At 57.3% G+C, this 12,436-nt stretch carries 13 protein-coding genes; 6 read left to right on the top strand and 7 right to left on the bottom strand.

Annotated elements, in window-relative coordinates; genetic code table 11:
• The 5 genes from ACQKP2_RS29835 to ACQKP2_RS29815 form a co-directional block, all read left to right on the top strand.
• The coding region (locus ACQKP2_RS29835; protein WP_427581904.1) for an RHS repeat domain-containing protein at positions 1–1,101 on the top strand (1,101 nt) is incomplete at its 5' end.
• Positions 1,101–1,460 carry a hypothetical protein gene (locus tag ACQKP2_RS29830; RefSeq protein ID WP_427581902.1) on the top strand — a complete coding sequence of 120 codons (360 nt, stop codon included), beginning with the start codon at positions 1,101–1,103 and terminating at the stop codon, positions 1,458–1,460. The genes ACQKP2_RS29835 and ACQKP2_RS29830, both read left to right, overlap by 1 nt.
• Positions 1,461–1,498: 38 nt before the next feature.
• Positions 1,499–1,993 carry a hypothetical protein gene (locus tag ACQKP2_RS29825; RefSeq protein ID WP_427581900.1) on the top strand — a complete coding sequence of 165 codons (495 nt, stop codon included), beginning with the start codon at positions 1,499–1,501 and terminating at the stop codon, positions 1,991–1,993.
• Positions 1,993–2,409 (top strand): hypothetical protein, encoded by a 417-nt coding sequence (locus ACQKP2_RS29820; RefSeq protein WP_427581898.1) that lies wholly within the window; start codon positions 1,993–1,995, stop codon positions 2,407–2,409. Before ACQKP2_RS29825 ends, ACQKP2_RS29820 begins: the two co-directional genes overlap by 1 nt.
• 186 nt (positions 2,410–2,595) lie before the next feature.
• On the top strand, positions 2,596–2,883 hold the full coding sequence (locus ACQKP2_RS29815; protein ID WP_427581896.1) for a contact-dependent growth inhibition system immunity protein: 288 nt from the start codon (positions 2,596–2,598) through the stop codon (positions 2,881–2,883).
• A 274-nt stretch (positions 2,884–3,157) separates the two neighbouring features.
• Here ACQKP2_RS29815 and ACQKP2_RS29810 read toward each other — a convergent pair whose 3' ends face one another.
• A complete protein-coding gene (locus tag ACQKP2_RS29810; protein ID WP_427581894.1) occupies positions 3,158–4,948 on the bottom strand; it encodes a bifunctional diguanylate cyclase/phosphodiesterase in 1,791 nt (596 codons plus the stop codon).
• Positions 4,949–5,092: 144 nt separating this feature from the next.
• A complete protein-coding gene (locus ACQKP2_RS29805; RefSeq protein WP_427581892.1) occupies positions 5,093–7,174 on the bottom strand; it encodes a carboxy terminal-processing peptidase in 2,082 nt (693 codons plus the stop codon).
• A gap of 137 nt (positions 7,175–7,311) precedes the next feature.
• Here ACQKP2_RS29805 and ACQKP2_RS29800 point away from each other — a divergent pair, with 137 nt between their 5' ends.
• Positions 7,312–8,274 (top strand): zinc-binding dehydrogenase, encoded by a 963-nt coding sequence (locus ACQKP2_RS29800; protein WP_427581890.1) that lies wholly within the window; start codon positions 7,312–7,314, stop codon positions 8,272–8,274.
• 103 nt (positions 8,275–8,377) lie between these two features.
• On the opposite strand, the gene ACQKP2_RS29795 is transcribed toward ACQKP2_RS29800, so the two are convergent.
• From ACQKP2_RS29795 to ACQKP2_RS29775, 5 genes are read right to left on the bottom strand one after another with little or no spacing between them, the layout of a single operon-like run.
• Positions 8,378–9,031 carry an HAD family hydrolase gene (locus ACQKP2_RS29795; RefSeq protein ID WP_427581889.1) on the bottom strand — a complete coding sequence of 218 codons (654 nt, stop codon included), beginning with the start codon at positions 9,029–9,031 and terminating at the stop codon, positions 8,378–8,380.
• A gap of 34 nt (positions 9,032–9,065) precedes the next feature.
• A complete protein-coding gene (locus ACQKP2_RS29790; protein ID WP_427581887.1) occupies positions 9,066–10,055 on the bottom strand; it encodes an ABC transporter ATP-binding protein in 990 nt (329 codons plus the stop codon).
• Positions 10,052–10,852, bottom strand: a complete 801-nt coding sequence (locus tag ACQKP2_RS29785; protein ID WP_427581886.1) for an ABC transporter permease — start codon at positions 10,850–10,852, stop codon at positions 10,052–10,054. Before ACQKP2_RS29785 ends, ACQKP2_RS29790 begins: the two co-directional genes overlap by 4 nt.
• Entirely contained in the window at positions 10,839–11,675 is an 837-nt protein-coding gene (locus tag ACQKP2_RS29780; RefSeq protein WP_427581906.1) for an ABC transporter permease, read from the bottom strand. Before ACQKP2_RS29780 ends, ACQKP2_RS29785 begins: the two co-directional genes overlap by 14 nt.
• Positions 11,676–11,680: 5 nt before the next feature.
• Complete coding sequence (locus tag ACQKP2_RS29775) at positions 11,681–12,436, bottom strand: alkaline phosphatase family protein (RefSeq protein WP_427581884.1); 756 nt, start codon at positions 12,434–12,436, stop codon at positions 11,681–11,683.

The raw sequence follows: 12,436 nt of genomic DNA, 5'->3' as shown, positions 1-12,436 counted from the left end.
ATCGGCATCCGGCTCCCGGACGGCCGCGAAACGTCCTACCGCTACGACGCCTTCGGCCGACGCATCGCCAAGACCGTCGACGGCCACACCACCACCTTCTTCTGGCAAGGCGACCAGCTCGTTGCCGAAAGCAGCCCCGGCCACCACCGCAGCTACGTCTATGAACCCGACAGCTTCCGCCCGCTGGCCCTGCTCGACGGCCACGGCCCGCAACAGGTGCGCGCCTTCCACTACCAGCTCGACCACCTCGGCACCCCGCAGGAACTCACCAGCCACGAGGGCGAGATCGTCTGGTCGGCGCGCTACGACGCCTACGGCAAGCTCAGCCAGCTGAGCCACGGCAGCAACGAAGTACCGGAACAACCGCTGCGCTTCCAGGGCCAGTACTTCGACGCCGAAAGCGGCCTGCACTACAACCGCCACCGCTATTACCAGCCGGACAGCGGGCGCTATTTGACGCCGGACCCGCTGAAGCTGGCCGGTGGGTTGAATGCCTACCGCTATACGCCGAACCCGACGGGGTGGGTGGATCCGTTGGGGTTGAGCGGAAATTGTCCGGGGGCGAACAGGCCGGGTTGTGCGGCGCCGGATGGGGTGGGTGGGGCTAGGGTTGATGAGGGGGAGCCGCAGCTACCGAACATTTCGGCGCAGCAACGGCGCGAGAGGATTGATGAACTAGCGGAGGAGAATGCCTACCGGCGCTTGGTTGAGATTGAGCGAGCTACCCCAGGGGGACATTTTTTAGAAAAACATGGGGCGCAGACTACTTTGCAATCCCAACTTGAGAGGGTGACATCAGCAAAAAATCCAACAACGGGAGTAGTTGAGACGTACGGCAATGGAAAAAAGAAAGGCCAACCCAAGATACCCACAGCGGCGACTCATTTTTTTAGTCACAGGGATCAGCTTAATGCAATACATAGAGCGCAATTGATCTTTAGATATACCGATTTGGAAACGTCGCGCCTAGCTTTCGATATGGGGAAGAGAGTTGGTGAAGGTTACAAACGAGGAAGCTTTGAGTATGGTCAGCAAACCAAGGCCATCGTTATACTGGATAATTCCGGTCGACCTAAAACTGCATATGCGGAGTTTGATTAATGAAAGAATTATACAATATTGAAAGTATACGTGGACTGCTATTTGTGTTTGATATCGAAAATGCAGATGATGAGCAGAGAGAAGCACTAATAGCATCTAAGGATGTGAACGATGAGAAAGAGCTTGCTGATTTATTTGATATGGTGCTGAAGCCAGAGTTTTTTGCCTATGAAGAGAGGGGTCGAGAAAATTTAATTAGCACGATTGCGTATTATTTAAATAAAAATGACAGTTTTGACCGGGTGTTTGAGCGAATGACTACCTACTTTGATGATGAGGTTTTGGATCAGAAGAAATTTATGAGGGTATTACTGGTGTGTTTGCAGCGTTATCAAAAGGCGGTGATTGATCATTCTTGAAGTGTGCCTGTTGTTTGGTGTTGCAAGTGTTTTTTTTTGTGAGTGATGAGATAAATCAAGTCATGAATATGGAAAGTTTGAGAAGGCGTAGCTTTTATGTTGGGTGGCGAGTAGTGAAGGATGCCGTTCTTAGTATTTTTAAAAGTGACGTTGTGGGGCAGGATACGGATAAGAATATGGCGGAAAATTCCGGGTCTAATATTCAGCAGCAAACCGCTAGTCTCGAATTTAATTGTAAAAGCAAGAAGTGGAGAGCCGTTAGAAGTTCTCAATTTTTAAGCTATAGAGCGCAGTTGAACGCATATAATGAGGCGTTGACAAGGGAGGCCAGAAACATGCCGCGTTTTACTGGAGAAGATAGTAAAGGAAATTTGGTCGTGCGAATGGAAATTGAAAATGTGGGGCGCGGGTATGAACCTAATCTTTTAGACCCCGCGAACCCGCGTTACATTCCTAAGATGAACGCCTTTGAGATGAAATTCGACTTTGAGACGTTGCAACCTATAGCACTTTATCCGATAGAGAAAATTTAATGTTGATGCACCCTTTTCTTGATGTCCAATACAGCCCATCCTTAGAACATTTTCTCGGTGGGTTCGATATATATGATCGCGAGGAGGCTCTTGGTGTTGAATTGTCGGCGTACGATCCTAACTGTCCTTTAGATAGAGATTTTTTAATATCTAAGTTTGTTGTCAAACGCTTCGCGAGGTTGAGCTATCGACACAAGTTTGTTTTGTTTTCCGTATTAAAGGAGGCTCTTGATGGTGATTTGAGTGTTTTTTCTGAGGCTTTGAAACATAACCCGCTGTCTCATTCTTTGCTTCCTTTAGGATGGGATGAAATGAACGATCCAAAGGCATTTTTCGAAGATATTTACATTAAGTTATCCGAAGCGTGGGGCGATGATCTATATAAGGCGGGTCAGGAAGATATTCTAACTTGGTAAGTGAGTCGTGCTTCGCTAAGAGATGAGTCAAAATTCTTTCGTTTACGTTTTTACTAAGAGGGGTTCTTTGCTACTAAATTGGAATGTGTTGTTGGTGTCGATAAGGATACAAATCAATTCGATCCCGTTCTAGACGAATAAACGATTGCCAGATAGTTGTCGAATAGATACAGGGTGTGTGGAAAAATGAGTGTGAGATTTCCAGAGCTTTTTCAGTTTTTAGCAGGCTACTTTCATCAGGATTGGAATTGTGATCATGAGACCGAAGATGATGTGATTCGATCATTTCTTGCTGACTCGTCGATAGAAACGCTCTCCCAAGTGAAAAGCGAGTTGCAGACCGTTTTGCTCACGATCCAGAGTGAAGACGAATTACAGGCTTTTTTATTTGAAGAAATTGGATGTTCCTACTATTACCCGTATGCGTGGTCGTCAGGGAAAGCTTGGCTAGAACATGTTTTTAGTATGCTCTAGCTATGGACCTTGTTTGGCATGACGAGCACTAATCGTACCCTGCCGCTGCACATTCAGTGACAGGGTGTAAACGACCATTGCGGGATGGGGGTGATGTCTCGCTGTTTTAGGGCGGCGGTTGCGGGAGCAGTAGTCGGGTGGTGCTGGATGATCGAGTAATCAGAGCGGGCATATCGTGGGCAAGCCACGCTCCTACGGGTTTTGTGTTGGATTTGATGCTTCTGAACGATAAAAACTGTGGGAGTGTGGCTTGCCCGCGATAGCGTCCACCCGGTCAGCGCTGTCCCGTCAGCCAGGCGCCTTCGGGTTCTGGCACAACCAGGCTGTCGATCACGTGCACGCTGTACCCCGGGATGTTCTTGGCGTGGTGTTTGGCCTGGGATGCCATTTCCGCCAGTTGGCTGGCATCGATGTCCGCGCAGGCTTCGGGATGCAGGTGCACGACGCCGATGGACAGGGACAGCAGCGGGAATTCCTGGCGTATGCCCTGGCGGTTGGGGGCGATAAAGCAGCCGGCTTCCAGGTGTTCGCTGCGGTAGAAGCGTCGGCACTGGCTCTGGAAGTCGTCCAGCAGTTGATTCAAACGTTTGCCCCAGTCTTCCGGGCCGAGCACCAGCAGGAAATCATCGCCGCCGATATGGCCGACGAAGTCGCGGGAGGGGTCGATACGGTCGTTCAGGCATTGGGCCAGGCACAGCAACACTTCGTCACCACGACCGTATCCATAGATGTCGTTGAAGGGCTTGAAGCTATCAATGTCGACGTAACAGATGACCGACTCGCGCTGCTGTTGCAGCAGCCGTGTGAGGCATTGCTGGATCGGTACGTTGCCCGGCAACAAAGTCAGGGGATTGGCGTAGCGGGCTTGCTGGATCTTCAGTTCGGTGATCAGTTTGAGCACATCGATCACCCGACCCAGGCCCAGGTAGCTGCCGTTGAGGGTGATGATGAAGTCTTCTTCGATGCGTTGCCGTGCGCGACTGGTTATCAGGCGGCTGACCTGTTGCAGCGTCTGGCTCATCTCTACCGCGAGAAAGTCGTCGCTCATCAGGCGGCTGATGGGTTTGCGGGCGAACAGATCGGTGGCAAACGGCTTGAGCAGGGCATCGGAGAGTGAATGCCGATGGACGATGCCGCAGGGCTGGCCCTGGTCATCGAGCACCGCCAGCGAGTTCAGGTTGGCCTGGCGGCGAAAGGCTTCGAGCACGTGGGCGGTCGGGGTGTTTTGACCGACCGCTGGCTGGTCATTGAGCAGGGCACTGAGGTCGCTGGCCTCATCGCTCAGCACCACGGCGTTGCTGTCTTGCCTCGGCATTAAGGTCCGGGCATCCCGGGGCGGGTGTTCCTGGGGGCGGCCGAGCAAATAGCCCTGGACCAGATCGACACCCATTTCAGTCAACACCGCCAACTCTTCCGGCAACTCGATGCCCTCGGCGATCACCTGGGCTCGCGAGGCCTTGGCGATTTGCAGGATCGAGCCGACGAATTCGCGCTTGAGCGCATCCTGGTGGATGCCATCGATAAAGTGCCGGTCGATCTTCACATAGTCGGGGCGCAACTCGGACCACAGGCGCAGGCTCGAATAGCCCGCACCCAAGTCATCCAGGGCAATGGAAAAGCCCATCGCCCGATAGTGATGCAGTGCCGTTTGCAACAACTGGAAGTCGTCGATGGGCGTCTGTTCGGTGAGTTCGATCACGACCTGGCTGGGCGGTATGCCGAAGTCCTGCAACAGTTGCAGGGTACGGCCCGGCTGGTGGGCGGCTTCGAGCAGGGACTCGGGGGAAACGTTGAGGAACAGCATGCCGGGCAGTTGCTGTTCGTTGAATCGCCGGCATGCGCTCTGGCGGCAGGCGATTTCCAGTTCACTGAGGCGACCGGCCTGGCGGGCGACGGCGAACAAGGCGATGGGGGAGTGCAGTGGACTGTTGGAGGGGCCGCGGCTCAAGGCTTCGTAGCCCAGGATGCGTCGCTCGGAGAGGCAAATAATGGGTTGGAACAGACTGTGCAAACCGCCTTGAGTCAGAATTGAGCTCAACGCACTCAGCTGTTCGGTTGTGGTCATGGCGTTCTCTGGCGATGAAAAAAGGACTGGGCGTGCTCTCGGTAAAGAGAGCACGCCCAGCGCGTTATTTCACGACAGAATGATGACTGTTTGATGACGCTCCCGAGAGCGTCAGCATTAAATTGCCATCATTTTTGCAGCGACTCAGTGTTTGGCCACCGCGGTGTTGAGCTTGAGGTAGTCCAACAGAATTCGCCCGGTTTCGCTCAGGTACGCATCGTCTTCCGGCTTGGTGTTGTCCGGTTCGGCTGCGATGGCGTCTTCGTCTTCTTTCTTCAGCTCTTTGAGCGGCTCTTCGCCCTTGGCCTTGCGACGGATGTTCTCCATGGCCAGTTGTTTGGCTTCGATATCGGCGTGCTGGGCACGACGCTCGGCTTCGTTGAGGCTGACCGTCTTCTCCGCCATCAATTTCTGCGCCAGGGCCAGCTTGTCGCGGATGAACACGAACTCCGCGTCCTTGGCCGTACGCAGGTCATGCTCGGACTTGAGCTGGCTGATGTACGGTTTGAACGGATCCGCCGCAGGCTTGATCGCGGCCTTGATGGTGTCCCACGGCATGGCTTCCGGCAGGGCGCTTTCGCCGATTTCCTTGGTGTCGATGATCGACGGGTAATCGATATCCGGCAGTACGCCCTGATGCTGGGTGCTCTGCCCGGAAACCCGGTAGAACTTGGCCAGGGTCAGCTTCAGCTCGCCATGGTTCAGCGGCTGAATGGTCTGCACGGTACCTTTACCGAAGGTCTGGCCGCCGATGATCAATGCACGGTGGTAGTCCTGCATGGCGCCGGCGAAAATCTCCGAAGCCGAGGCGGACAAGCGGTTGACCAGCAATGCCATCGGACCTTTGTAGAAAGCCCCCGGGTTTTCGTCTTCCAGTACATCGACGCGGCCATCGGCGTTGCGTACCAGTACGGTCGGCCCCTTGTCGATGAACAGGCTGGTCAGCTCGGTGGCTTCCTGCAAGGAGCCGCCGCCGTTGTTGCGCAGGTCGATGACGACGCCGTCGACCTTTTCTTTCTGCAGTTCGGTCAGCAGTTTCTTGACGTCGCGCGTGGTGCTCTTGTAATCCGGATCACCGGCACGGAAGGCCTTGAAGTCCAGGTAGAAGGCCGGGATCTCGATGATGCCGAGCTTGTAGTCCTTGCCGTCCTGCTTGAGGTTGAGCACGGACTTCTTCACCGCCTGATCTTCGAGTTTCACCGCTTCACGGGTGATCGGCACGATCTTGCTGGTCTGGTCGTTTGGTGCATTGCTGGCCGGAATCACCTCCAGGCGCACCACGGTGCCTTTCGGACCGCGGATCAGCTTGACCACTTCATCCAGGCGCCAGCCCACTACGTCGACCATCTCCTTGTTGCCCTGGGCAACGCCGATGATCTTGTCGGACGGGGCGACCTGCTTGGTCTTGTCCGCAGGGCCGGCAGGAACCAGGCGCACGATCTTCACCTGATCGTTGTCGTTCTGCAGCACGGCGCCAATGCCCTCCAGGGACAGGCTCATGTTGATATCGAAGTTTTCCGCGTTATCCGGTGACAGGTAGTTGGTGTGCGGATCGTAGGACATGGCGAACGTGTTGATGTACGCCTGGAAGATGTCTTCGGCACGGGTCTGGTCCAGGCGTGCCAATTGGTTCTTGTAGCGCTTGGTCAGGGTTTCCTGGATCTGCTTGGAGTCCTTGCCGGCGATCTTCATGCGCAGGACTTCGTCCTTGACGCGCTTGCGCCACAGGTCGTCAAGTTCGGCAGTGGATTTGAGCCAAGGGGCGTCCTTGCGGTCGATCAGCAAGGTTTCCTTGCCGGTGAAGTCCATTTTGTCGACGCCCTTGTCCAGCTCGGCCAGGGCAAAGTCCAGACGCGCCTTGACGCGGTCCAGGTAGCGCTTGTAGATGGTGAACCCGGCGTTGAGGTCGCCGCTCTTGAGGAAATCGTCGAACTGGGTTTTCCACTTGTCGAATTCGGCAATGTCGCTGGCCATGAAATAGCTGCGTGCCGGATCCAGCAACTTGAGATAGCTGTCGTAGATGATCACCGAGCGTGCGTCATCCAGCGGTGGCTTGCTGTAGTGGTGGCGCTTGAGCAGTTCCACGACGTTCAGACTGGCGATGACTTCGTCACGATCAGGTTGAAGCTTGTCCCAGCTATTGGCTGCGAATGAACTGGCAGACAGCGGCAAAAGGCCGATGCCGATGAAAAGGGCGAGGGCGGTACTGGGGAACAAACGCTTCATGTTGATTCGACGCGGGGACAATTGATAACGCATATTAGGCCGTCTTTGAAGTCGCCGGTTCCACAAGGGCCGGTCGCATAAGCAAAAAGCCCGGCGCTACCGCTTCGGGCTCAGTCCAGACTCACTATGGAGGCACTGTGAAAGCATTGCAAGGCGTTGACGGTCAAGTGGAGTGGGTTGAAGAGCCGAGTCCCGTGTGTGATGCAGGGCAAGTTCGCATACAAGTGGCGGCCGCGGGCCTCAATCGCGCCGATTTGTTGCAGAAGGCAGGCTTGTATCCGCCACCTCCGGGGGCCAGTCAGGTCCTTGGTCTAGAGTGTTCGGGCGTGATCAGCGAAGTCGGCCCGGGATCGTCGTGGCGAGTGGGGGATCGGGTTTGCGCCTTGCTGGCCGGGGGCGGGATGGCCCAAGAGGTGGTTGTCGACGGACGGCATGTGTTGCCGGTTCCCGACGAAATGTCGTTGGCTGAGGCCGCCGCGCTGCCGGAAGTGTATGCAACCGTGTGGTTGAATTTGTTTCAACTCGCTGCCCTCAAACCCGGCGAAAAAGTTTTGTTGCACGCCGGGGCAAGTGGAATTGGTTCAGCCGCCATTCAGTTGTGCAAGGTGTTCGGCAATCCTTGCTGGGTCAGTGTCGGTTCCGCTGAACGCCTGGCCTACTGCGAAGCCCTTGGCGCCCAGGGAGGCGTAGTGCGCACCGGTGATCTGGAGAGCTTGAGGGATCTGGGGCCGTTCGACGTGATCCTCGACCCCGTGGGTGGCAACTATGCGGCGCTGAACCTGAAGCTGCTGGCCGGTGATGGTCGTTGGGTGCTGATCGGCCTGATGGGCGGGCGCGAGGCCAAGCTCGATCTGGCGCAGGTGCTGGCCAAGCGCGTGCAATTGCTGGGATCGACCCTGCGCAGCCGCGACGATCAGTTCAAGGCGGATCTGTTCAGCGATCTGAGCCAGCATGTCTGGCCGCTGTTCGCCGAGAAGCGCCTGAGTGCGCAATTGGCCAAAACCTTCCCGATCTCGGACGCCGAGGCGGCGTTTGCGGAGTTGGCGAGCAACAAGGTCGAAGGGAAGCTGGTGCTGGTGATCGACGAAAGCCTCAAGTAAAAACTGTAGGAGCGAGGCTTGCCCGCGATGCAGGCGAAGCGGTCTGTCTGTCAGACCGCGTTATCGTTCATCGCGAGCAGGCTCGCTCCCACAAGGGGCCTGGTTACTTCCAGATGTGGATCGGCCAGCCAGCCTTTTCCGCCTGCTCACGCAGCGCCGGGTCCGGGTTGACCGCGTGCGGGAAGTCCACTTTCAGCAACAGCGGCAGATCGTTGCGCGAGTCGGAATAGAAACTGGCGCCTTCCAGGTTTTCCTCTTCGGCATCCAGCCATTCCAGCAGCCGGGTGATCTTGCCTTCGCGGTAGGTCAGGGTGCCGACGGTTTTGCCAGTGTACACCCCGTGAGCCACTTCCAGGTTGATCCCCAGAATCTCGTCGATGCCCAGGCGTTCGGCAATCGGCGCGACCAGGTGCGTGCCTGAAGCCGAGATCACCAGGATGCGGTCGCCGGCCTTGCGGTGGGCGGCGATGGCCTTGGTGGCATCGCTGAAGATGATCGGCTCGATGAAGTCCTCCACCCAGGGGCCAACCAGGTGCTCGACCTCTTGCGGGGTGCGGCCGATCATCGGCTCCAGGCTGAAGGTCATGTAGTCTTCCATGGCCAGGTGCCCCCGGCCGTAGGCATCCATCAACTCCTTGTCTCGACGCAGGAAGGATTCGCCATCGACCCAGCCGAGGCGGGCCATCTGTTCGCTCCACAGCGAGGCGCAATCGCCGTGGATCAGGGTTTCGTCCAGATCAAAAATTGCCAGGGCCATCAGTGCAGTTCTCTCTTCAAAGTCGGCGTGGGCATCAGGCTACCTCACGCAGCGCTGTCGGATCGATGGAAAGTGCCAGACGCTGACCATCGGGATGCAGATCGGACGCCGAACGGTTCAGTACATCCACCACCAGCTCGACCCCCCGGGCTTCGATCCGGTAGCGAATCACATTGCCCAGCAGGCTGTGGCTGCGCACTTGTGCGTCGAGTTCGCCGTTGAGGCTCAGTTCGATGGCCTCCGGGCGAATCGCGATCCGGTGGTTGATCGGCCGCTGCAGCAGTTTCGTCGCGCTTGCGGCGTCCAGCAGGTTGTAGTTGCCGATGAAGCCTGCGGCAAACACATCCACGGGCGCGGTGTACAGGGTTTCGGCGTCGCCGCTTTGTACGATTTTTCCCTGATTCATCAGGAAAATCCGGTCAGACATGGTCAGGGCTTCTTCCTGATCGTGCGTGACGAAGATCGTGGTCAAGCCCAGTTCGCGCTGGATCTGACGGATCTGTTCGCGCAGGTGTTTGCGAATCCGCGCATCCAGGGCCGACAGCGGCTCATCGAGCAGCAACAGCCGTGGCCGGGTCACCAGGGAGCGGGCCAGGGCGACACGCTGGCATTGGCCGCCGGACAGCTGATGCGGATAGCGGGCGGCAAAATCATGCAGCTCCACCAGTTTCAGCACTTCGGCGACGCGCTTTTGACTGTCATCGGCATTGACCTTTTGCATGCGCAGGCCAAAGGCAACGTTCTGTTCGACGGTCATGTTGGGGAACAAGGCGTAGCTCTGGAACACCATGCCGATCCCGCGCTTTTGCGGGCTAAGCGGCACGATATCGACGCCATCGAGCAGAATCTTGCCGCCATCGACCGGTGTCAGCCCGGCGATGCAGCGCAACAGTGTGGATTTGCCGCAACCGGACGGGCCGAGCAAGGTGACGAATTCGCCTTTGCCGATTTCGCAGTTGATGTCGCTGAACACTGTGGTGCCGGCGTAATTCTTGTGAAGATGTTGGACGCTGACATAGCTCATTCGCTTTTGTCCCTGTTCAAGATGTTGGCCGCCCAGGTCAGAACCAGTACGAAGAAGAAGTAGGAAATCACCAGTGCGCTGGTGAAGTGGCCGCTGCTGTTGCGCATGTTGTTGAGGTAGACCTGCAGGGTTTCGTAACGGGTGCCGACGAGGATGTTGGCGAACACGAATTCACCGAACAGAAACGAGAACGACAACAGCAGCGCCACCATCAAGCCCTTGCGCAGGTTCGGCAGCACCACCAGGAACGCCGCCTGCCAGGTGCTGGCTCCGAGCAGTTGGGCGGCGTCCATCAGATCGCGCAAGTTGATCGCCTGCAAGTTGTTGGTGATTGCCCGGTACATGAACGGCAACGCCACGGTGAAGTAACAACCGATCAGGATCCAGGGCGTGCCGACCATGGTGAAGGGGCCGGAACCGTAGAGTTGCAGCAGCCCCACCGACGACACCACCGGCGGCACGGCGAAGGGCAGCAGGATCAGGATGTTCATCAGGGCATCGAGTTTCGGGAAGTGGTAATGCACCACGAACAGTAGCGGCAGAATCAACACCACCGACAGCAATAGTGCCCCCACGCACACCAGCAGCGATTGGCCGAAAGCGCTGAGAAAGCGCGGGTCGCTCCATAGCTGCACGTACCACTTGATACTGAAGCCGCTGGGCAAAATGGTTGCCGACCAACTGCTGGAGATCGAGTAGATAAAGGTGCCGAGCAGCGGCAGCAGCAGAACGGCAAACAGCAGGTAGACCATGACCCGATGGTAGAGACCCACGGGGCCGGATTCAGCGCGAGACATGGTAGCTCCTCTTCAACAGCAACTGATGCACCACGGTCACCAGGGTCATCAATGCCACCAGCACCACGGCCAGGGCACTGGCCAGGTTCGGGTCCAGGGAAATGTCGCCTGACACCATCGCCGCGATGCGGATCGGCAACACGTTGAAGTTGCCGGTGGTCAGGGCGTACACCGTGGCGTAGGCGCCGAGGGCGTTGGCCAGCAGGATGACGAACGTACCGAGCAGCGCCGGCGTCAGCACCGGCAGGCCGATGTGGCGCCAGAACTGCCAGCCGTTGGCGCCGAGCAGCGCGGCGGACTCGCGCCAGTCTTCGCGCAAGGCATCGAAGGCCGGGTAGAGGAGCAACACGCCAAGGGGAATCTGGAAGTAGGTGTAGAGAATGATCAGCCCGGTCTTCGAATACAGGTTGAAATCCTGAATGAGCCCGGCCTGCTTGAGCATGATGGTGAAGCTGCCGTTGAAGCCCAGCAAAATGATAAAGGCGAAGGCCAGTGGCACGCCGGCGAAGTTGCTGGTCATGTTGGCGAAGGCGTTGACGAAGTTACGCAGTTTCGAATCGACCCGGCGCAGGGAGTAGGCGCCCAGCACCGCGATGATGATGCCGAACACGCTGGACCAGAAACTGATCTCCAGGCTGTACTGGATCGCCTGCAGGTAAAACTTCGAATTGAAGATCTTGCTGAAGTTGGCCAGGCCCCAACCGAACTCTTCCGATTGCAGGCTGTTGATCATCACCCAGAACAACGGGGCGAGCTGGAACACGAAGAAGAACAGTGCAAAGGGCACCAGGCACAGGGCCGCCAGCCATTTGCCGCGTTTCATGGAGGTCACTTGAGCAACTCCCGGCACACGGGTTTGTCGTGGGGCACGCCCAGCAACTGGCAGACGGTGCCACATATCTCGGTCTGTCGTGGCTTGGCGCCGGCATCGAGGCTGAAGGCATCGCCCAGCACGAACAGCGGCACTTCCCGCTCCTCGGGTAGCAGGCCGTTATGGGAGCGGTCATTGTTCATGCCGTGGTCGGCGGTCACCAGCACCTGGTAACCGGCGTCCAGCCAGGTTTGCAGGTAGTCGGCCAGGATGATGTCGGCCGAACGTGCGCTGTTGCGGTATTGCGGGGTATCGAGACCGTGCTTGTGCCCGGCGTCGTCGATGTTCATGGGGTGCACCAGCAGGAAGTTTGGCGCATGGCGCAGCCGCAGGCTTTCGGCGTCGGCGAACAGATGCGAATCGGGGTAGTGGTCGCTCCAGTAGAAATGTCCGTGCTGGATCGGCAGTTCCGGGTTGTCGGTATGGCGATCCCGCGCCGCCACGAACGGCGAACGGTTATACAGCTCGCTGACCCAGTGATAAGCCGCTGCTGCGGTCACCAGACCCGCGTCTCTGGCGTAGTGGTAGATGCTGCGCTGGTTGGACAGGCGCGAAACGTTGTTGTGAACGATGCCGCTGTCGATGGGAGGGACGCCGGTGAGGATGCATTCGTAAAGATGGGCAATGAAACCGGTCCAGTTGAAACCCAGCGGCGCCGGGGCCGTTTCGCCCGCCGCAAGCGCCGGCATCGCCGCATCCGGCACCCAGCCCAT

It is taken from the genome of Pseudomonas sp. NPDC089569, from assembly GCF_050280625.1.
Classification (GTDB): Bacteria; Pseudomonadota; Gammaproteobacteria; order Pseudomonadales; family Pseudomonadaceae; genus Aquipseudomonas.
The sequence above is the reverse complement of the archived record's forward strand: the minus strand, read 5'-3'. Positions and strand labels throughout refer to the sequence as shown.